Here is a 20,028-nt window from a genome sequence, read left to right as displayed (position 1 = left end):
TCTCTTTTTGTCGATGTGAGTAGTCGCCAACGCTGAAAAACCCGTATCCGGGGTTTAAATTACTCGCTAAGCCCATTATTGTGGGCTTGAACTAGTCGTATTCGAGCGATTGTTTCTATACTATGGGCGTTTGAAGATTTGCCCTGGATTTAAACTTTTTCAGCGGTGTTTAATGATAGTTAGCCGTTAACGCTAATTGGCTGCTAAGTTGTATCCCGAGTGATGGGTTAGTTTACGTTTATATACCCCTGTTTATTTAATTATTAAGAAGATTACAAGGAGAATTCCCGACTCATGGCAGGCTCACCCAATGCATCTAATATGGTGGTCGGGCTGGACATCGGAACGTCCAAGGTCGTCGCAATTGTCGGGCAACCTACTGACGATGGCGGCATAGAGATTGCCGGTATCGGCTCGCACCCTTCACGTGGCATGAAACGTGGTGTGGTGATCAATATTGAGTCAACGGTTCAGTCCATTCAGCGGGCCGTCGAAGAGGCCGAGCTGATGGCCGGCTGTGATATTCACTCGGTCTATGTAGGTGTGGCCGGTAGTCATATCAGTTCGATGAACTCCGATGGTGTAGTCGCCATCAAAGAGCGCGAAGTGACCCCCTCCGACATAGACCGCGTGATCGATTCCGCCAGAGCGCGGGCCATTTCCGAAGGCCAGCGCGTGCTGCACGTACTGCCGCAGGAATTCTCGATCGACGCTCAGGGCGGCATTCGCGAACCCTTGGGCATGTCCGGGGTGCGTCTGGAAGCTCAGGTTCACCTGGTAACGGCGGCACTCAATGCCGTGCAGAACATAGAAAAATGTGTGCGGCGCTGCGGGCTGGATGTCGATGCCATCATTCTGGAGCAACTGGCGTCCAGCATGGCCGTGTTGACAGAAGACGAGCGCGAACTCGGCGTCTGCATGGTAGATATCGGTGGCGGCACGACGGATATGGCAATCTTCACCGAAGGCGCGATTCGCCATACGGCAGTCATCCCGATTGCCGGTGATCAAGTCACCAATGATATCGCCATGGCGCTGCGTACACCGACCCAGCACGCTGAAGAAATCAAGGTCAAGTACGCCTGCGCGCTGACCCAGTTGGCTGCAAGCGATGAAATGATCAAGGTTCCCAGTGTGGGCGATCGTCCGGCGCGCGATCTTTCGCGTCAAGCGCTGGCTGAGGTGGTCGAGCCACGCTATGAAGAACTGTTCACACTGGTAAGAGACGAATTACGCCGTAGTGGTTATGAAGACATGGTTGCCGCGGGTGTGGTGCTCACCGGCGGCACCTCACGTATGGAGGGTGTAAGCGAGTTGGCAGAGGAGATTTTCCACATGCCCGTTCGTATTGCCTGTCCGCAAAACGTTAGAGGTTTGGCGGACGTAGTGCGTAACCCCATCTATGCGACAGGTGTCGGCTTATTGCATTATGCGTTGCAAGAAGTGCGGCATGGGCAAGGTCTAGAAAGCCACGGGGGAGTGGTTGCCGCTCATAAAGGGCGCAACGAGCTTGCCCGGCGTGATATCAAGGAAGGCCATTCGGCGCTGGCGAGAATCAAAGGCTGGTTCAAAGGAAATTTCTGACAGGGCCGCAAATGCGGTTCAGGAGACGGGGCTTATGTTCGAATTAGTAGATAACGCACCCTCGAGTAGTGCGGTCATAAAAGTAGTCGGGGTTGGTGGCGGCGGCGGTAATGCGGTCAACCACATGGTGGAAAGCAACATCGAAGGCGTCGAGTTCATCTGCGCCAACACCGATGCCCAGGCGCTCAAGCGCGTATCCGCAAAAACGGTTCTACAGCTGGGTGGTGAAATCACCAAAGGGCTGGGCGCTGGTGCCAACCCCGAAGTGGGGCGCCAGGCCGCCATGGAAGATCGCGACCGGATCGCCGAGCTGCTGGAAGGCGCCGATATGGTCTTCATTACCGCCGGTATGGGCGGTGGTACCGGTACAGGCGGTGCGCCGGTTGTCGCGCAGGTAGCCAAGGAGCTGGGGATTCTGACGGTGGCGGTCGTGACACGTCCCTTCCCGTTTGAAGGCCCCAAGCGTATGCGCGCCGCTGAAGAGGGCATGAAAGAACTCTCCCAGCACGTTGACTCGTTGATCACCATTCCCAACGAGAAGCTTTTATCCGTGCTGGGTAAAAACGCCACTCTGCTTACCGCTTTCAGCGCTGCCAACGATGTGCTTCTGGGCGCGGTTCAGGGTATTGCCGAGCTGATCACGAGCCCCGGTATCATCAACGTCGACTTTGCCGATGTACGCACCGTCATGTCTGAAATGGGTATGGCCATGATGGGTACCGGCGGCGCCACCGGCGAGAACCGCGCTCGGGAAGCCGCTGAGAAGGCTATTCGCAGCCCGCTGCTCGAAGATATCGATCTGCATGGCGCGCGCGGCATTCTGGTCAACATCACCGCTGGCCCTGATCTGTCGATTGGCGAATTCAACGACGTAGGCGCCACGGTTCAGGAATTTGCTTCTCAGGAAGCGACCATCGTTGTCGGAACTTCCATCGATATGGAAATGTCCGATGAGCTGCGTGTTACTGTCGTCGCCGCTGGTCTTGACGGTAATAAGGCCAAAGTGGCTGCTCGCGAGCCGGCGCGCCGTTCAGCCGCCGAGTCATCGGATTACCGAAAGCTGCAGCAGCCTACCGTAATGCGCCAACAGGCCACCGCCCGTGCTGAAGCGCCGGAGCATGCGCCCAAACCGCGTCAAGAGAAGAGTCGCGCGGCTGACGCCGACGATTATCTGGACATTCCTGCATTCTTGCGCCGTCAGGCGGATTGAAGCATCCAGCGGGTTCACGCGGCCAGCAAACGAGTGTTTTATTGATTAAAACGCTCGTTTGCTGTTAAAGTGAACGCTGTTCGATAACTTCTTTTCTTCCTTGCGGTACTTCCGTTATTAGAGTTCGACCACTGCCCATGATCAGACAACGCACCCTACAAAATGTTATCCGCGCCACTGGAGTGGGTCTGCACTCCGGCAAAAAAGTCCATCTGGCTTTGCGCCCGGCGCCGGCAAACACCGGGATTGTGTTTGTAAGAACCGATCTGGATCCTGTGGTTCACGTACCCGCCCGTGCTGAACTCGTTGAAGACACCAAGCTTTGCACAGCGCTCTCCTATGAAGGTGTTAAGGTAGCGACCGTTGAGCATCTGATGTCCGCCTTTGCAGGCCTTGGCATCGATAATGCCTACGTTGATCTGAGCGCACCTGAAGTACCCATCATGGATGGCAGCGCCAGCCCGTTTGTCTTCTTGATTCAGTCCGCGGGTATTCTCGAGCAGGATGCGCCGAAGAAGTTCATTCGTATCAAGCGGCGCGTATCGGTAACGGATGGCGATAAAGAGGCGGTCTTTCTGCCTCACCAGGGCTTTAAAGTCTCGTTTGCCATTGATTTCGATCACCCGGTATTCGAGCAGCAGAAGCAGACGGCGCAGATCGATTTTTCGACCACTTCGTTCGTCAAGGAAGTCTCCCGAGCGCGGACCTTCGGATTCATGAAGGACCTGGAATTCTTGCGCTCCAATAATCTGGCGCTGGGGGGTAGCCTGGACAACGCCGTCGTGGTGGATGATTACCGTATCGTCAACGAAGGTGGCCTGCGTTACGAAGATGAATTCGTCAAGCACAAGGTGCTGGATGCGATCGGCGATCTATATCAGCTGGGTCACAGCTTGATTGGCGAGTTTCATGGCATAAAATCTGGTCATGCGCTCAACAATCAGCTGTGCCGTGAGCTGATGGCGCAGCCGGATGCTTATGAAATCGTTACCTTCGAGGGCGAAAAAGCGGTTGCTCCGATCTCTTACGCGGCATCAGCAATGGCGTAACGGATGGTTTGACTTGCCTGTCCTGAATAAAAAAAGCACCGCTTAGCGGTGCTTTTTGCGTTTAGGGCAGCCAATTGGCTTATTGGCTAGGCGCGTGGGAAGCGAGCCGCTCCAGGGCCTTGCGTAATGACGGGTTTTGAGTGTCGCTGGCGCATTCTGCCAGGGTCTTTCCGGCATCGGCTGAAAGGCTGCGCGTATTGCGCAGCGGCACTTGAACCGGGCGCACCGGGCGTACCTTGAAGCTAAACCCGCTGACTGACTCAAAGCCAGGCAGTTGATGAAGCAGTGTCAAGAGTCGGCGCTGTTCGAAGCGCAGCCAGGTCAGCCAGCTTGCCTGGCCGCTGATCAGCGTCAGCCGACCCTCCTTGAAGCCGCCCACAAAGATGTAGCTGCGCATTTCTTCGGGCAGATGGGCCCTCAAGTGAGACTGGGCCTGATCGATCAAGCGGGATTGGCGCATAAGATTGCCGATATCCCCGGACTTGTTGAGCAGTCGGGAGATGGGCTGTGCGTGAGAACGCTTAACCTTTATACTCATACGCTTGATTCCTAAGATAACCCTTTTAATTTCTTGATCAGTAACCATATACATCGGATCGCGTTACTGGATGCAGAGCCTAACATGCCAAGGAGCCAACCCACAGTATGTCATCAACGCTTAATGAATTTTCAGCCATGCCGCGGCGTCAGCGTCGTCATGGCCTAGCGCGTTGGTGGCTGGCCGGGCTTCTGGTGAGCTGCCTGCTACCCAGCAGTTTAGTTCCTTCCGATGCCTTTCGCGGTGCCGAGCGCGGCGCCTGTGTCTGTTTCTGGGTACCCGCCATCCTGCGCGCCAAGTCACTCTGGATCGCCAGGCGCAAGCGCGCGCTTAAGCGCTGGTCCCGTCGCATCAAGCGCATCGCGGCATTACGCCTTGATCTGCCTGAATCCCGGGTTGCCCATCGCCGGGTAGCCGCCCGGGATGTGCTGACCCAGCGTGGGCCGCCCAGTACCTATCCGATTTTCTGATACCTCCCTCTTTTGCCTAATACGGAACAGGGCGAAACCCTTCGGGTCGCTCGTGATGATGTGGAAATTTCATGATTAATAATTTGTTACGCAAAGTTGTCGGCTCCAAGAACGACCGTGAAGTAAAACGCATGCACAAGAACGTGCAGAGCGTGAACGTGCTGGAAGCCGAGCTTGAAGGGCTGTCGGACGGTGATCTGCAGGGCAAGACGTTTGAGCTACGCAAGCGCCTGAAAGAGGGCGAGGCGCTGGACAATTTATTGCCTACCGCCTTTGCCATCGTGCGCGAGGCCAGCAAGCGCGTAATGGGCATGCGCCATTTCGATGTTCAGATGGTTGGCGGCATGACGTTACACCGCGGTCGCATTGCCGAAATGAAGACCGGTGAAGGCAAGACCCTGGTGGCAACGCTTGCTGTCTATCTCAACGCGCTGCCCGAGAAGGGCGTTCACGTGGTAACCGTGAATGACTATCTGGCCCGCCGTGATGCCGAGTGGATGCGCCCGCTGTACGAATTTCTGGGCCTTAGCGTCGGGGTCATCTTTGCAGGCCAGACCGGTGAAGAGAAGCGTCACGCTTACAAGTGCGATATTACCTACGGCACCAATAACGAGTTCGGGTTCGACTACCTGCGCGACAACATGGCGTTCTCGCTGGATGACAAGGTACAGCGCGGCCTGCACTATGCCATTGTCGATGAGGTGGACTCCATCCTGATCGATGAGGCCCGCACGCCGCTGATCATCTCCGGTGCGGTGGATGAAAACACCCATCTTTATAACGTCGTCAACGGCCTTGCCCAGAAGCTGGAGAAAGGCGAAGTCTCGGAAGATGAAGACGTGCCCGCCACTGGCGACTTTCTGCTCGACGAGAAGCAAAAGCAGGTTGAGCTGACCGAGCAGGGGCATAATCGGGTCGAGGAGCTGATGCAGGCCGAAGGGTTGCTGAAAGAGGGCGAGTCGCTCTACGCTGCTCAGAACCTTAACCTGCTTCAGCATGTTCACTCTGCATTGCGTGCCCGTTACCTTTATCAGATTGATGTCGATTACATCGTATCGGAAGGCCAGGTGGTCATCGTCGATGAGCATACCGGCCGCACCATGCCCGGGCGGCGCTGGTCGGAAGGCCTGCACCAGGCGGTGGAGGCGAAAGAAGGCGTTACCGTTCAGCGCGAAAGCCAGACCCTGGCTTCGACCACCTTCCAGAACTACTTCCGTCTATATGAAAAGCTGGCCGGCATGACCGGTACGGCAGACACGGAAGCCTTCGAATTCCGTCAGATTTACGGTCTCGACGTTATCGTCATTCCGACCAACCGGGCGCTGGCACGTAAGGATCTCAACGATCTGGTCTACCTGAGCGCGGAAGAGAAGTACGAGGCGATCATCAAGGATGTGCGTACTGAAACCGAAGCCGGGCGCCCCGTGCTGGTCGGTACGGCCTCCATCGAGACTTCTGAATACCTGGCGCGCCTGATGCGCGATGCGGGCCTCAAGTTCAACGTCCTCAACGCCAAACAGCACCAGAGCGAAGCGGAGATCATTGCTCAGGCCGGGCGCCCCGGCGCGGTTACCATTGCAACCAACATGGCCGGCCGGGGTACCGATATCATGCTGGGCGGTAACTGGGAAGCGGAAGCCGCCAAGCTTTCCAACCCGTCTCAAGCGCAGATCGATGCCCTGAAAGCCGAGTGGCAGAAGCGTCACGATGACGTTCTGGAAGCGGGCGGTTTGCACGTGATTGGCTCGGAGCGCCACGAATCGCGGCGTATCGATAACCAGCTGCGCGGCCGCGCCGGCCGCCAGGGTGACCCGGGCTCCACCCGTTTCTTCCTGTCGCTGGAAGATAGCCTGATGCGCCTGTTTGGTTCAGACCGCGTGAAGCGTCTCATGCAGGCATTAGGCCTTGAGCGCGGTGAGGCTATCGAGCACAAGATGGTCTCCAACGCCGTCGAGCGGGCGCAGAAGAAGGTCGAAGGGCGCAACTTCGATATCCGCAAGCAGTTGCTTGAGTATGATGATGTGGCCAATGACCAGCGCCGCGTGATCTATGAACAGCGCAACGAAGTGCTCGCATCTGACGATATTTCCGAAGCGATTATCGGTATCCGCGAAGAAGTGATGGAAGACTCCATCAGCGACTACGTGCCGCCTCAGAGCCTGGCCGAACAGTGGGATCTGCCGGGGCTGGAAGCGCATCTTAAAACCGAGTTCAACCTGGACGCGCCGGTTACCCAGTGGGCCGCGGAAGATGAGCGTTTCAGCGAGGAGAAGCTGCGCGAACGCCTGCAGTCCATGCATCGCGAAGCGTATGCCGCCAAGGTCAATGCCGCTGGGCCTACGCTGATTCGCCGTTTTGAAAAGCAGGTCATGCTTCAGGTGCTGGATACCCGCTGGAAAGAGCATCTCCAGTCGATGGACCATCTGCGCCGCGGTATTCACCTGCGCGGTTACGCGCAGAAAAATCCCAAGCAGGAGTACAAGCGCGAATCCTTCGAACTGTTCCAGCATCTACTGACCAACATCAAGGCGGACGTGACACGCATTCTCAGCCACGTTCAGGTGCGTCAGCCAGAAGAGGTCGACGCCCTGGAGCAGAAGCGTCGTGAAGAGCTGACCCGCGAGAAGGAGACTGCCGATAATCGCCATGATCAAGCGCCTGCCGAGCCGCTGGGTAATGCAGGGGGCGAGACGCAAGCCGAGCAGGACGCGCGCCCGGCACGCCGCGAAGGCCCCAAGGTCGGCCGCAACGACCCTTGCTCCTGCGGTTCTGGAAAGAAGTACAAGCAGTGCTGCGGTAAATTAAGCTAATCAGCCCTGCAACCTGCAGGTAAAGGAGACGATCATGGCGGTGGGAAACAGTCCTTTTCCAGTGATGCCCCCTCTCGCGGGGGTGCGCCTGGGAAGTGCAATGGCGGGTATCAAGAAGCCGGGTCGTCGTGACATGGTGGTGATCGCGCTGCCCGAGTCGGCCACAGTGGCCGGCGTATTTACGCAAAATGCGTTCTGCGCGGCGCCGGTAGCCGTGGCCAAGGCGCATATCGAGCGCTGCCGCGAGGTGCACTCGGCGCCGCGCTACTGGTTGATCAACACCGGCAATGCCAATGCGGGTACCGGCAAGCGTGGCCTGGATGATGCATACGCCAGCTGCAAGGCGCTGGCTGAAGAGGCTGGAGTCGAGGAGCACCAGGTGCTGCCTTTCTCCACCGGTGTTATTGGCGAGCCGCTACCCATGGAGCGTCTGCTGGCAGGTCTTGCGCCTGCCTGCAAGACGCTGTCTGACGAAAGCCAGGCCTGGCAGTACGCCGGTGAAGGCATTCTGACCACTGACACCCGCGCCAAGGGCGCCACCGTGAGTGTGGCGCTCAGCGGTGGAACCGTCACCATCAACGGTATTACCAAAGGCTCGGGCATGATCAAGCCCAACATGGCGACCATGCTGGGCTTCGTGGTGACCGATGCAACCGTCGAGCAGGCGCTATTAGACCGCCTGCTGCGCGAGACCGTTGATGCCTCCTTCAACTGCATTACCGTGGATAGCGATACCTCGACCAACGACGCCTGCATGCTCGCCGCGACGGGCGTCGGGGCGGTGGTAGAAAGTGACGCCGATATCGCCACTTTTCGTGAAGCGCTGCAGCAGGTCATGACGGCGTTGGCCCAGGCGATCATTCGCGATGGCGAAGGTGCCACCAAGTTTGTCACACTGCAGGTGGATGGCGCTCAGAGCCGCCAGGAAGCGCTGGACGTTGCCTTTACCGTGGCCCATTCACCGCTGGTGAAAACCGCGCTGTACGCCTCGGATGCCAACTGGGGCCGCATTCTGGCCGCTGTAGGCCGAGCACCTGTCGAGAATTTCGACGTCAACCGGGTAGTGATTGATCTGGGCGACGTGCGGCTTGTGGAAGATGGCGGACGTGCCAGCGGCTATACTGAAGCTGCGGGCAGCGCGGTCATGGCGCAGGAAGAGATTACTGTCAGGATTGACCTGGGGCGTGGCGAGCACAGTGCGACGGTCTGGACCTCGGATCTCTCCCATGACTATGTGACGATCAACGCGGACTATCGAAGCTAGCTGATAAACCCGCCGTTTATCAGCGGCCATTAAACGAGCTCACGCAGCAAGTTAGCACCGGCGTCGAGCAGCCGGTGCGCACACAGTGGAAAAGACGTAATGAATGTAATGGTAAAACGACGGGTTCATGTTGCAGCAGCGGCCATGGTGAGTGCGGATAAAAAGAAGGTTTTTATCGCACGTCGGCCTTCAAATGTGGACCAGGGCGGCCTTTGGGAATTTCCGGGCGGCAAGCTGGCACCTTATGAAACCGGGCTTGAAGGCCTCAAGCGTGAGCTGCATGAGGAACTGGGTGTCGAGATCATTCGCGCTCAGCCCTTGATCCGGGTGCATCACGAATATCCGGACAAGCATATCCTGCTGGACGTATGGCAGGTGCATGAGTTTGCCGGGGAGCCCTTTGGTCGTGAAGGTCAGGCGGTGCGCTGGGTGCCCATGGAAGAGCTGGTCAACTATCCCTTCCCGGCGGCCAATCTGCCTATTCTGCGTGCGGTCATGCTGCCCACCGAATACCTGATTACCATGGAAGAGCCTGATGAGGCGCGCTTCGATGCGTTTCTGGAGCGGGCGCTCAAGGAAGACAATATTCGACTGGTACAGCTGCGCGCCAAGGAGCTTGATGAGGCGAGCTACCTGGCTCGCGCCGAGCGCGCCCTGGCACTTTGCCGTCAGTACGGTGCCAGCCTGCTGCTCAATGGCGAGCCTTCGCTTCTGGATCAGATAGATGCCGACGGCATTCACCTGACCAGCGAGCGCTTGATGCAGCTTGATCGACGCCCGATCGCCGAAAACAAGTGGCTGTCCGCCTCTACGCACGATCAGACCCAGCTCTCTCAGGCGACCGTGCTGGGCTGTGATTTCGTGACGCTTTCACCGCTACGTACCACGCCTTCGCATCCGGAAGTCGCGCCCATCGGCTGGCACGATTTCCAGCAGCTGGTCGAGCGCGCCGGCATGCCGGTATTTGCGCTTGGCGGCATGACGCGCTTTGATGCCAACCATGCCCGCGCCGTGGGTGCTCAGGGCATCGCGTCGATTCGCGATTTCTGGAAGTAAAGTACGCTCGGAAAAGCACTGAAAGCGGTAAGAAAACGCCTGCCGGAACGCAAAAGTGCGCCCGGCAGGCTTTTTTGTGCGCCGTCAGGCGCTACCGAGCGCGGCGGCCAGGTATTTTTTCAGACAGGGCCTAGTCGCGAAAGCGCCGGGTAAGGTCGCCGTAGGCATCCACGCGGCGGTCGCGCAGGTAGGGCCAGATCCGGCGGGTGTTTTCGCTGCGCGCCATGTCGATGGTGACCACCAGCTGTTCGGCCGTTTCACCGCCGTGGGCCAGCAGCTCCCCTTGAGGGCCACACACAAAGCTTCCGCCCCAGAATTGAATGCCGTCGCCTACGCCGGAGTGGTCGGCCTCGAAGCCTACCCGGTTGGCTACGATGACCGGCAGGCCGTTGGCCACGCCGTGGGCGCGCTGAATCAGCGTCCAGGCCTCTTTCTGACGGGTCTTTTCGGCATCATCGTCGCTTGGGTCCCAGCCGATGGCCGTGGGGTAGAGCAGCAGATCGGCACCGGCCAGCGCCATCAGGCGTGCGGCTTCCGGGTACCACTGATCCCAGCAGACCAGCACGCCCAGCCGGCCAAGCGACGTATCAATCGGCGTGAAGCCTTCGTTACGTGCCGCATCGTGGTCGCCCGGAGTGAAGTAGAATTTCTCGTAGAACGCCGGGTCGTCCGGAATATGCATCTTGCGATACTGGCCTACGCGGCCCTTGTCACGGTCGTACACCACCGCCGTGTTGTGATAAAGCCCGGGTGCGCGCCGCTCAAACAGTGACCCCACCAGCACAATATCAAGCTCGCGGGCCAGTGCCTCCAGGCGCTGACCGGTTGGCCCATCCAGCGGCTCGGCCAGATCAAACAGGGCCGGGTCTTCAAACTGACAGAAGTAATGGGTGGCGTGCAGCTCTTGGAGCATGACCAGTTGGGCGCCGCGGCTGACCGCCTCGCGAATGCCTGCTTCGCTGGCCGCCAGGCTCTGGGCCTTGTCGGGCCATGCGGGCTGCTGGACAACGCCAACCGTAAGATCAGTTTTCAAGGACGTAGACATGGTGGCTCCTTAGCGTCGAGAGGCCGCAAGCGTGCCGCAGGGCAACTGCATGGTCAGACAGTGCAGGCTGCCGTGCTGGCGAATGACGCTTGAGCATTCGATAGGGATCAGTGTATGAGCGGGAAAGGCCTCGGCCAGCGCGTTCAGCGCGGCCATATCCGCCGGGTCGCCATAGGTGGGGACCAGCACCGCCTGGTTGATGATCAGGAAGTTGGCGTAGGTGGCCGGTAGCCGGTGACCATCTTCCGGGTCATGGCACGCCTTGGGCCAGGGCAGGGGTATCAGGCGATAGGCTTCACCGCTGCGCTGGCGAAACGCCTTGAGTTCCTGCTCCATGGCGCTCAGCGCCGGGTAATGCGGGTCAGCTGGATCATCGCAGCGGATATAGGCGATGGTCTCGGGGTCGCAAAAGCGCGCCAGCGTATCGACGTGGCTATCGGTGTCGTCGCCTTCCAGGTGCCCATTGGCTAGCCACAGTACGCGGTCAACGCCAAAATCTTCGGCCAGCTGGGCCTCCACGTCCGCCCGGGAAAGATCCGGGTTGCGATTGGGGTTGAGCAGGCAGGCTTCTGTGGTCAGCAGCGTGCCTTCGCCGTCGGTTTCGATCGCACCGCCTTCCAGCACCATCTTGCGTGAGGAGATCGGGCACGCCCAGACGCCAGCATCGGCCAGTGCCTGAGTCAAGCGGTTGTCGTGCTCGGCGGGAAACTTGCCGCCCCAGCCGGTAAAGGTGTAGTCCAGCAGCAGCGGCTTTCCATCCTCATCCAGTACGGTGATCGGGCCGTGGTCGCGCGCCCAGGTATCGTCGGTGGGGGCAACCACCAGAGTGAGTTTTTCGGCGGGTACGCCATACGCCTCAAACGTTGCCTTCACGCGGGCGCAGGTGGCGTCATCGGGCACGCCAATGACCACCTGCTGATAATCGACGGTTGCCAGCACGATGCGCTCAAGCACGGCTTCGATACGCGCAAGCAGCGCTTCCCAGTCGCCGTCCGGGCGTGGCCAGGTCAGCTGGAGGCCATCCTGGGGGTGCCACTCGGGCAGCAGGCGATAAGTCATGTTAGCCAACGTCGCAACGTCTCCTGGTAGTGAAAATGGAAAAATGAAGCAGGAAAATGGCGCTTGCCGGGGCAAGCGACATAAATGGGCGCAATGTAGGGCGTCAAGGGGTAACTTGCAAGCCTTACATGGCTTGGCAAAGCGCCGACAATGCTCCGTTTCACTGGCCGTTTTGCATGCAGTATGCTGAAAAAAACCGTACCATGAGCGGCTTATTACTAAGGAATGACGCCATGCTTGATCGTTTGCCTTTTCTGGTGGGGCTGCGCTACGTGCGCGCCAAACGCCGAAACCACTTTATCTCGTTTATCTCGTTGACCTCCATGCTCGGGCTGATGCTGGGTGTCGCGGTACTGATCCTGGTGCTCTCCGTGATGAACGGCTTCGACCACGAGCTGCGCACGCGCATTCTGGGAATGGTGCCGCATACCAAGATTGAATCCACCGAAGGGCTTGTCGAGTGGGAAGCGCTGGCGGACCGCCTGATCCAGCGTGAACGCGTGATTGGCGCCGCACCCTATGTCGAGCAGCAGGGTATGTTCTCGGCGGCCGGGCGTAATCAGGGCGCGATGGTCAACGGCATCAACCCTGATTGGGAAGACCAGGTATCGATTATTGGGAAGCATATGCGCCAAGGCAGCCTGGATGACCTGGTGCCGGGCGGGTGGAACGTGGTGCTGGGCTCCATGCTGGCACGCCAACTCGGCGTGGGTGTAGGCGATTACGTGACGCTCTTGGTGCCTGAGGCATCGATTACACCGGCCGGTGTCTTTCCGCGCCTGAAACGTTTTACCGTCAGCGGTATCTTTAGCGTTGGTGCTGACCTTGATGCCAATCTGGCCTACGCCAATATCGAAGACATGCAGACCCTGGCGCGTCTGGGCGAAGCGGTAGGCGGTCTGCGCCTTGAGCTAAGCGACTTGTTTATCGCGGGCAGCGAGACCCAGGATATCGTCAATGAACTGGGCCCCGGTTACCGGGGAACGGACTGGACGTCCTCCCACGGCAACCTGTTCCAGGCCATTCAGATGGAAAAGCGCATGATCGCGCTACTGCTGACCGTGATCATCGCCGTAGCGGCGTTCAATATCGTGTCGACGCTGGTCATGGTCGTGACCGACAAGCGCGCCGATATCGCCATTCTGCGCACCATTGGCGCAACGCCGCGCTCGATCATGGGAATCTTTATCGTTCAGGGGCTGGCCATCGGTCTGATTGGCATCGCGATTGGCGTGGCGGTAGGTATCCTGCTGGCGCTGACCGTGTCCGATCTGATCGGCTGGTTCGAGGCGACCTTTGGTATCCAGTTCCTGGATGCGGGCGTCTACTTCATCAGCGATCTGCCGTCTCAGTTGCAGTGGGATGACGTGCGCAACATCGTTCTGGCAGCCTTTGGCCTGACGTTTTTGTCGACGCTGTACCCAGCCTGGCGTGCCGCACGCGTTCAGCCAGCGGATGTCTTGCGCTATGAATAAGGATTCATCTATGTCTTACAGTACGTCTTCAAGTGCGTCTACAAGTACGTCATCAAGTGCGCCGCAGCGTCCTGTCATGCTCGACTGTCAGGGGCTTACTCGAGTGTATAGCGAAGGGCCTCAGGACCTGACCGTGCTCGACAAGCTCGACCTTTCGGTGCGCGCTGGTGAGCGGGTCGCCATCGTGGGCAGCTCCGGTTCGGGCAAGACCACGCTGCTCAATCTGCTGGGCGGGCTGGACCGGCCAAGCGATGGCCGGGTGGTCATCGCGGGTGAGCCGCTTTCCACCCTCAATGAAGCTGCACTGGGCAAGTTCCGCAATCGCTACATCGGCTTTGTCTACCAGTTCCACCATCTGCTGGCGGAGTTTACCGCGGTCGAGAACGCGGCACTCCCGCTGATCATTCGCGGGCAGTCGAAAAAGACGGCCGAAAAGCGGGCCATGCAGATCCTTGAGCGGGTAGGTATGAAGGCGCGGGCAGATCACAAGCCCGGCGAGCTTTCCGGCGGCGAGCGTCAGCGTGTGGCGATTGCCCGTGCGCTGGTCACCGACCCGAGCCTGGTGCTGATGGATGAGCCTACCGGTAACCTTGACCAGACCACGGCGGCCACGATCCTTGCGCTGATGGACGAGCTGGCCAAGGAGAGCGCCTGTGCCTTTGTCATCGTGACCCACGACGTCGGCTTGGCCGCGCATCAGGACCGCGTATTGAAGCTGGATGCGGGCAAACTGGTAGAGCAACTCCCCGCCGTTTAATCGTCGAATTCAGATTCGATGCGTGCCCGACGCCGTCGCCTGTTAAGGCGGCGGCGTTTCCAGTTATAGGAGACGTGCCAGCGCCAGATCAGGCGAATGGCGATATTGGCGACCAGCGCGAGCATAATCGCGGTGACCAGTGAACCCACCAGCAGCGGTGGCAGCATGTCGTGCATCTGCTCGGCGATCCAGCGGGTTGAAATACGCGAGGGCGCCTCGCGCACCGGCGCGCCCATCAGGAAAGTACCCAGGCGGTAGTTGCCGTAAAAAATCAGCGGCATGGTCAGCGGGTTGGTGATCCAGACAAGGCTGACCGATAGCGCCAGATTGCATCTGCTCAGCCGTGCACCTACTGCGGCAACCACCATCTGAAAGGGAATCGGCAGCATGGCGCAGAACAGCCCGACGCTAAACGCATTGGCAACGCTTCGACGAGTTAAAAGCCACAACCCGGGGTCGGCAATCAGCGGCGCCATGAAGCGCAGGGACCGCTGCCGCCTTAACGTGTCGGGTTTAGGCATGTAGCGCTGCAGGAAACGGCGCGGCATGTCAGGTACTCTTGACCATAAGTGCCGCCTATTATCCATATAGCGCAGCGCTTCGGCTATGCCGAGTAGGTGAAGTTCTCATGCCAAGGAGAGTCGTATGCCGTTGGGCGTTGCGATACCGGCGGCGCTGGCAACGCTTGCAGGCGCTGTAGCGGCCGGTTGGAGCGGTAGTGTCGGTGCGTTGAATGCGTTTCTGAGTGTTGGCGTTATAGCCGCGCTACTGGTCGTGATCCGTCGCCCCGGCGCGGCACTCTGGCTGATAGTCGCCAGCTGGGTATTTGCAGGCATTCACCAGCAGTGGGCCAGCCAGTTGCCGGATGGGCTGAACGGTGAAGACGTTATCGTTGAAGCGGTACTTCTTGGCGTCACCCCCCTGGCCGGTTCAAAACGCCTGCTTTTGAGTATTGACCAGTGTGAATCTCCCGAGCAGCGGCCCAAGTGCCGAATGCTCAACAAAGTGCGGGTCACTGCTTACGCTGGCGGTGACTATCAGGCGGGCGAGCGGTGGCGCATGACATTGCGCCTGCGGCCCCCGGGCGGTTTTGCCAATCCTGAAAGCTTCGACTTTGAACAGTGGCTGTGGCGCGAAGGCATTCACGCCACGGGGTATGTGCGCAGTGAGCCCGCACCCGAGCGAATAGCGCCTGCCGGCTTTTCGCTGCGTCGCAAAGCGCTTGAGGTACTGGAGGCTTCACCGCTTGAAGAGCGGACCCGGCGCTGGCTTTCCGCCTTGACGCTGGGCGAGGGCGACCGGCTGACCCAGGAGGACTGGACGCTCCTCAATGCCACCGGGACTACCCACCTGGTCGTGATTTCAGGTTTGCACGTCGGCCTGGTCGCCGGCTTTGCGCTGCTGCTTGCGCGCACTGCGGCGCGGGTTTTAACTCCCTTGAACTGGCGAATGAGGACATGGCCCTGGTGGGTGGCCGCTGCGGCAGCGGTTGGCTACGCGTGGCTTGCCGGGCTGGCGCCGCCAGCGCTGCGCGCCATGGTCATGACGCTCGTTGGGCTTTGGGTGCTTAGCGGGCGGCACGCGCCGAGCGCCTGGCAGGCCTGGTGGCTGGCGCTTGGGCTGGTGGTGCTGGCAGACCCGCTTTCATTGTGGCGCCCGGGCTCTTGGCTATCGTTTATCGCCGTTGCCTGGTTGATCATCATCTGGCAGGGGCGCGCGCGCCCGCAAGGCATCCAAGGCTGGCTCCATGCTCTGGTGCGTTCGCAGCTTTTATTGGCGCCCTTGATGGCTGCCGCTGTGCTGATGGCCTTCGGGCGGATTGCTCCGGCTGCGCCTCTTATCAATCTCGTGGCGGTACCCTGGGTCAGCTCCATCATGGTGCCGCTGGCGCTGCTGGGGTGGCTATTCACCCCCATCCCTTTTTTAGGTACGGGGGTGTGGTGGCTGTTTGAGCAGGCGCTGGCCATCTTCTACACCCTGCTGGCGCTTGCGGTTGATCTATGGCCGCTCTGGGAGCCGGATCGTTCGCTGGTCTATCCGCTGAGCGCTGCACTGTTGCTTCTGGCGCTTAGCTGGGGGCTCCCGGGGATTTATCTCTGGATAAGAGCGGGTGCTGCGCTGCTGCTGGCGCTTTTACCCTGGTGGCTGCCAGGCACTGCGCCTGAAGGCGCGCTGCGCGTTACGGTTCACGATGTAGGGCAGGGGCAACTGATCGAGCTGCGTAGCGCACACTATCGCCTGCTCTATGATACCGGGCCGCGCTTTCAGTCGGGCTTCATGCCTTTGCAAACGCTCTGGGCGCCGGGTCAGCGGTTCGATGAGGTGATTGTCAGTCATGCCGATAGTGATCATGCCGGCGGTATTGGTGCGCTTTTGGAAGATCATCATGTCGAGCGCTGGTATGCCCCGCTGGGGGAAGCGCTGCCGGTGAACGCCACGCCCTGTCAGCGTGGGCAAACCTGGCAGCAAGATGGCATTACCTACCGTTTCTTGTGGCCGCCGGCCGGGCCAACGAACTACTCCGCCAATGATCGCTCCTGCGTGCTGGAGGTGAGCCAGGGCGCGCATCGCCTGCTGATTACCGGCGATGTGAGCCGGGATATCGAGCGACGCTTTCTTCAGGATATTGACTCGCCTGCGAGCGTACTGGTGGCCGGCCACCACGGCAGCCTGACCAGTTCCGGCGCTCAGTTTGTCCAGCATGTCTCGCCACGCCACGTGATATTCAGCGCCGGGCGTAATAACGCCTTCCAGCATCCGGTGGATAGCGTGGTGCGCCGCTTCAGTCGTCAGCAGAGCTGCCTGTGGAGTACCGGGCACGACGGCGCGCTGCGTTTCTGGTTTCAGAAAGGCCGGCAGCTGCACGTCAAACCGACCCGGAAGCTACCGGTAAGCGCTAAGCGGTGTTGAAGCGCCTCGCCTTGAGGTAGAATCCAGCGCATTGCACACTATTGCCAGGAGCGCGTGTGACTGATTCAGGTTGGGTTCTATATAAAAGATTGCTGGGTTATGTAAGGCCGCACTGGCGGGCGTTTGCCATGGCGGTTGCCGGTTTTGTGGTGTATGCCGCCTCCAGCACGGCGCTTGCGGAAATGATGAAGCGCCTGATTGACGGGATTCAGAACCCGGACGCCTCATTTCGCCTGTTCTTGCCCTTGTTCGTCGTGCTGATGTTCGCCGCACGCGGATTGGGCACCTTTTTAAGCACTTATTTCATGGCTTACGTGGGGCGCTATGTGGTTCATACCCTGCGCTGCGATGTGTTCGGCCATCTGCTGCACCTGCCGGGGCGCTTTTTCGATCACCACTCAAGCGGGCATCTCGTCTCGCGCGTCACCTACCATGTGGAGCAGGTTGCCGGGGCTGCGACCAACGCGGTTACGGTCATCTTGCGTGAAGGGCTGTTCGTGGTCGGGCTGATCGGCTATCTGTTCTGGACCAACTGGATGCTGACGCTGCTGTTTCTGGGCGTGACGCCGATTATTGCCGCTGTGGTGAGCTACGTCAGCAAGCGCTTCCGGCGTATTTCCAAGCGTATTCAGAGCTCCATGGGTGATGTAACCCACGTGGCATCCGAGGCGCTGTCGGGGTATCGGGTAGTGCGCACCCACGGTGCCGAGGCGTATGAGTCAAGGCGCTTTGAGCGCGTCAGCGAAGAGAACCGCAAGCAGAGCATGAAAGAGGCCATGACGCGGGCCATCAGCTCGCCGGTCATTCTCATGCTGGTGGCCATTTCCATGGCGCTACTGGTGTGGCTGGCCATGGCCCCCTCGCTGATGGCCAACATGACGCCGGGCGAGTTCGTGGCCTTTATTACCGCCGCCGCCCTGATGATCAAGCCGGTGCGCCAGCTCACTGAAATCAATAGCGATATCCAGAAAGGCATTGCCGCCGCTTCCGAGCTGTTCGGCCTGATGGATACAGCGCCCGAGCAGGATACCGGCACGCATGCGCCGCAACGTCTGCACGGCGAGCTGGTGATCGATAACGTCAGCTTTCGCTACGCCGATGACCAGCCCGAAGTGCTGCATGGCATTGACCTCAAGGTTGCCCCGGGCGAGCTCATTGCCATCGTGGGCCGCTCGGGTAGCGGAAAGTCCACGCTGGTCAGTTTGCTGCCGCGTTTCTACCGGGCAAGTGAAGGGCGCATTCTGATTGATGGCGTAAGCATCGATGAGTATGCGCTGGGGCCGCTGCGCCAGCAGATTGGCCTGGTATCCCAGCAGGTGACGCTATTCAACGCAAGCATTGCCGACAACATTGCCTACGGCACTGCCAATCCAGACCGTCAGGCTGTTGAAGCTGCGGCTCAGGCGGCCTATGCCAGCGAGTTTATCGAAAAGCTCCCCCAGGGTTATGAGACCGTGGTGGGTGAAAACGGGGTCATGCTTTCCGGTGGCCAACGTCAGCGTCTGGCCATTGCCCGGGCGATCTTCAAGGACAGCCCGGTGCTGATTCTGGATGAGGCCACCTCGGCCCTGGATACCGAGTCCGAGCGCTATATTCAAAAAGCGCTCGAGCGCGTATGCGAAGGGCGCACCACGCTGGTCATTGCCCATCGGCTATCGACCATCGAGCGCGCCGACCGGATTCTGGTGATGGATCAGGGGCGGATTATCGAGCAGGGCACGCACCAGACATTGCTGGAAGCCAAGGGTGCCTACGCGGCGCTGCATCAACTGCAGTTTCAGGAAACGCCATGACGCTGGCCGAGCGCTGGCTGAAAGGGGCCTATCAGGATAGCCGCTGGCTTTGGCCGCTGCGCCCGCTGGGTGCGCTTTACCAACGGGTCATGGCACGGCGCGAAGCGGCGTATCGGCGTGGTGCAAAATCGGCATGGCAGGCCCCGGTGCCGGTCATCGTGGTAGGTAATATTACCCTTGGCGGTACGGGCAAGTCGCCGCTGGTGGCCTGGCTTGGGCGCTGGCTGGTGGATAAGGGCTGGTCGCCGGGCATCGTAACTCGCGGTTATGGCGGCGAGAGCGGGCGCTACCCGCTGCACGTGACAGCCCGCACTGACCCCGCGCACAGCGGCGATGAGCCGGTGATGCTGGCCCAGCAAACCGGCCTGCCCGTAGTGGCCGACCCTGACCGCCCCCGCGGCGTCAAGGCGCTGGTAGACGCCGGGTGCGATATCATTTTAAGTGACGACGGGCTACAGCATCTGGCGCTGGGGCGCGACATCGAGCTTGTAGTGATCGATGGCAAGCGCGGGCTTGGCAATCGGCGCTGCCTGCCGGCCGGACCGTTACGCGAGTCGCCCGAGCGGCTTCTGCGCGTTGATGCGGTGATTGCCAATGGCACGCTTGAGCGTACCCTTGATCTTGACCGGCCGGTCAGCATTACGCCCATGCGGCTTCAGCCCGTGAGCTGGCGCCGGTTAAGTGACGCCGAGCGTTTCCCGCTTGCGCCATTGCCGTTTAGCCTGCCGATCCTTGGCGTGGCCGGCATTGGAAATCCCCAACGCTTTTTTGCCACGTTAAGCGATTTAGGGGTGAAGGGCGAAATGCAGCCGCTGGCCGACCATCAGTCTTTCAGCGCCGAAACCTTTACCGCCGCCCACGGGCGGCCCGTGGTAATGACAGCCAAAGATGCGGTCAAATGCCTGGACATTGCCCCGCCGGATAGCTGGGTATTGGAAGTGGAAGCCGTGCTTCCGCTAGACTTTGAACACTGGCTGACAGCCAAACTGTCGGCTTTATCCTGAAGGG

General features: G+C 59.7%; 16 protein-coding genes. 12 read left to right on the top strand and 4 right to left on the bottom strand.

Annotated elements, in window-relative coordinates; genetic code table 11:
• Positions 1-294: 294 nt before the first annotated feature.
• The 3 genes from ftsA (at position 295) to lpxC (ending at position 3,843) form a co-directional block, all read left to right on the top strand.
• Positions 295-1,584, top strand: coding sequence for a cell division protein FtsA (gene ftsA / locus B0H98_RS00420; RefSeq protein WP_106373103.1), 1,290 nt, complete (start codon positions 295-297; stop codon positions 1,582-1,584).
• A 34-nt stretch (positions 1,585-1,618) separates the two neighbouring features.
• The gene (gene ftsZ / locus B0H98_RS00415; protein WP_106373102.1) at positions 1,619-2,794 is read left to right on the top strand and encodes a cell division protein FtsZ; all 1,176 of its coding nucleotides are present in this window, start codon (positions 1,619-1,621) and stop codon (positions 2,792-2,794) included.
• A gap of 137 nt (positions 2,795-2,931) precedes the next feature.
• Positions 2,932-3,843 carry a UDP-3-O-acyl-N-acetylglucosamine deacetylase gene (gene lpxC / locus B0H98_RS00410; protein WP_106373101.1) on the top strand — a complete coding sequence of 304 codons (912 nt, stop codon included), beginning with the start codon at positions 2,932-2,934 and terminating at the stop codon, positions 3,841-3,843.
• 79 nt (positions 3,844-3,922) lie between these two features.
• Here lpxC and B0H98_RS00405 read toward each other — a convergent pair whose 3' ends face one another.
• On the bottom strand, positions 3,923-4,381 hold the full coding sequence (locus B0H98_RS00405; protein ID WP_106373100.1) for a DUF721 domain-containing protein: 459 nt from the start codon (positions 4,379-4,381) through the stop codon (positions 3,923-3,925).
• Positions 4,382-4,488: 107 nt separating this feature from the next.
• Here B0H98_RS00405 and B0H98_RS00400 point away from each other — a divergent pair, with 107 nt between their 5' ends.
• From B0H98_RS00400 to B0H98_RS00385, 4 genes are all read left to right on the top strand, one after another.
• On the top strand, positions 4,489-4,851 hold the full coding sequence (locus tag B0H98_RS00400) for a hypothetical protein (RefSeq protein ID WP_106373099.1): 363 nt from the start codon (positions 4,489-4,491) through the stop codon (positions 4,849-4,851).
• A 71-nt stretch (positions 4,852-4,922) separates the two neighbouring features.
• The gene (gene secA, locus B0H98_RS00395; RefSeq protein WP_106373098.1) at positions 4,923-7,661 is read left to right on the top strand and encodes a preprotein translocase subunit SecA; all 2,739 of its coding nucleotides are present in this window, start codon (positions 4,923-4,925) and stop codon (positions 7,659-7,661) included.
• Positions 7,662-7,695: 34 nt separating this feature from the next.
• Positions 7,696-8,925 (top strand): bifunctional glutamate N-acetyltransferase/amino-acid acetyltransferase ArgJ, encoded by a 1,230-nt coding sequence (gene argJ, locus B0H98_RS00390; protein ID WP_106373097.1) that lies wholly within the window; start codon positions 7,696-7,698, stop codon positions 8,923-8,925.
• A gap of 99 nt (positions 8,926-9,024) precedes the next feature.
• Positions 9,025-9,981: a Nudix family hydrolase gene (locus B0H98_RS00385; protein ID WP_244182938.1), complete on the top strand. Its 957-nt coding sequence runs from the start codon at positions 9,025-9,027 to the stop codon at positions 9,979-9,981.
• A 130-nt stretch (positions 9,982-10,111) separates the two neighbouring features.
• Here B0H98_RS00385 and B0H98_RS00380 read toward each other — a convergent pair whose 3' ends face one another.
• Together B0H98_RS00380 and B0H98_RS00375 are read right to left on the bottom strand one after the other, a co-directional pair.
• Positions 10,112-11,026: a carbon-nitrogen hydrolase gene (locus tag B0H98_RS00380; protein ID WP_106373095.1), complete on the bottom strand. Its 915-nt coding sequence runs from the start codon at positions 11,024-11,026 to the stop codon at positions 10,112-10,114.
• Between the two features lie 9 nt (positions 11,027-11,035).
• On the bottom strand, positions 11,036-12,085 hold the full coding sequence (locus B0H98_RS00375) for an agmatine deiminase family protein (protein ID WP_106373094.1): 1,050 nt from the start codon (positions 12,083-12,085) through the stop codon (positions 11,036-11,038).
• 233 nt (positions 12,086-12,318) lie between these two features.
• Here B0H98_RS00375 and B0H98_RS00370 point away from each other — a divergent pair, with 233 nt between their 5' ends.
• Positions 12,319-13,560 carry a lipoprotein-releasing ABC transporter permease subunit gene (locus tag B0H98_RS00370; RefSeq protein WP_106373093.1) on the top strand — a complete coding sequence of 414 codons (1,242 nt, stop codon included), beginning with the start codon at positions 12,319-12,321 and terminating at the stop codon, positions 13,558-13,560.
• 10 nt (positions 13,561-13,570) lie between these two features.
• Complete coding sequence (locus B0H98_RS00365; RefSeq protein WP_244182937.1) at positions 13,571-14,317, top strand: ABC transporter ATP-binding protein; 747 nt, start codon at positions 13,571-13,573, stop codon at positions 14,315-14,317.
• Here the strand turns inward: B0H98_RS00365 and B0H98_RS00360 are convergent.
• Entirely contained in the window at positions 14,314-14,865 is a 552-nt protein-coding gene (locus tag B0H98_RS00360) for a DUF2062 domain-containing protein (RefSeq protein WP_106373091.1), read from the bottom strand. The two genes, B0H98_RS00365 and B0H98_RS00360, sit on opposite strands and share 4 nt — an antisense overlap.
• Positions 14,866-14,962: 97 nt before the next feature.
• On the opposite strand from B0H98_RS00360, the gene B0H98_RS00355 reads away from it, so the two are divergent.
• Genes B0H98_RS00355 through lpxK form a run of 3 tightly spaced genes read left to right on the top strand, consistent with a single transcriptional unit; the run spans position 14,963 to position 20,024 of the window.
• Entirely contained in the window at positions 14,963-17,227 is a 2,265-nt protein-coding gene (locus B0H98_RS00355; RefSeq protein ID WP_106373090.1) for a DNA internalization-related competence protein ComEC/Rec2, read from the top strand.
• A gap of 56 nt (positions 17,228-17,283) precedes the next feature.
• Positions 17,284-19,020, top strand: coding sequence for a lipid A export permease/ATP-binding protein MsbA (gene msbA, locus B0H98_RS00350; RefSeq protein WP_106373089.1), 1,737 nt, complete (start codon positions 17,284-17,286; stop codon positions 19,018-19,020).
• Positions 19,017-20,024: a tetraacyldisaccharide 4'-kinase gene (gene lpxK, locus B0H98_RS00345; RefSeq protein ID WP_106373088.1), complete on the top strand. Its 1,008-nt coding sequence runs from the start codon at positions 19,017-19,019 to the stop codon at positions 20,022-20,024. The genes msbA and lpxK overlap by 4 nt, the downstream gene beginning before the upstream one ends.
• The last annotated feature ends 4 nt before the right edge of the window (positions 20,025-20,028 follow it).

Origin of the sequence: Vreelandella songnenensis (genome assembly GCF_003002925.1) — a bacterium.
GTDB lineage: Bacteria > Pseudomonadota > Gammaproteobacteria > Pseudomonadales > Halomonadaceae > Vreelandella > Vreelandella songnenensis.
Note: the sequence above shows the minus strand (reverse complement) of the source record. Positions and strands in the feature narration are given on the sequence as shown.

Coding starts and splice junctions, on each gene's coding strand:
- B0H98_RS00405 (WP_106373100.1), bottom strand. CDS start 4,381: ATGAGTATAAAGGTTAAGCGTTCTCACGCACAGCCCATCTCCCGACTG.
- secA (WP_106373098.1), top strand. CDS start 4,923: ATGATTAATAATTTGTTACGCAAAGTTGTCGGCTCCAAGAACGACCGT.
- argJ (WP_106373097.1), top strand. CDS start 7,696: ATGGCGGTGGGAAACAGTCCTTTTCCAGTGATGCCCCCTCTCGCGGGG.
- B0H98_RS00375 (WP_106373094.1), bottom strand. CDS start 12,085: ATGACTTATCGCCTGCTGCCCGAGTGGCACCCCCAGGATGGCCTCCAG.
- ftsZ (WP_106373102.1), top strand. CDS start 1,619: ATGTTCGAATTAGTAGATAACGCACCCTCGAGTAGTGCGGTCATAAAA.
- lpxC (WP_106373101.1), top strand. CDS start 2,932: ATGATCAGACAACGCACCCTACAAAATGTTATCCGCGCCACTGGAGTG.
- ftsA (WP_106373103.1), top strand. CDS start 295: ATGGCAGGCTCACCCAATGCATCTAATATGGTGGTCGGGCTGGACATC.
- B0H98_RS00355 (WP_106373090.1), top strand. CDS start 14,963: ATGCCGTTGGGCGTTGCGATACCGGCGGCGCTGGCAACGCTTGCAGGC.
- B0H98_RS00380 (WP_106373095.1), bottom strand. CDS start 11,026: ATGTCTACGTCCTTGAAAACTGATCTTACGGTTGGCGTTGTCCAGCAG.
- B0H98_RS00385 (WP_244182938.1), top strand. CDS start 9,025: ATGAATGTAATGGTAAAACGACGGGTTCATGTTGCAGCAGCGGCCATG.
- B0H98_RS00400 (WP_106373099.1), top strand. CDS start 4,489: ATGTCATCAACGCTTAATGAATTTTCAGCCATGCCGCGGCGTCAGCGT.
- lpxK (WP_106373088.1), top strand. CDS start 19,017: ATGACGCTGGCCGAGCGCTGGCTGAAAGGGGCCTATCAGGATAGCCGC.
- B0H98_RS00360 (WP_106373091.1), bottom strand. CDS start 14,865: ATGCCGCGCCGTTTCCTGCAGCGCTACATGCCTAAACCCGACACGTTA.
- B0H98_RS00370 (WP_106373093.1), top strand. CDS start 12,319: ATGCTTGATCGTTTGCCTTTTCTGGTGGGGCTGCGCTACGTGCGCGCC.
- B0H98_RS00365 (WP_244182937.1), top strand. CDS start 13,571: ATGTCTTACAGTACGTCTTCAAGTGCGTCTACAAGTACGTCATCAAGT.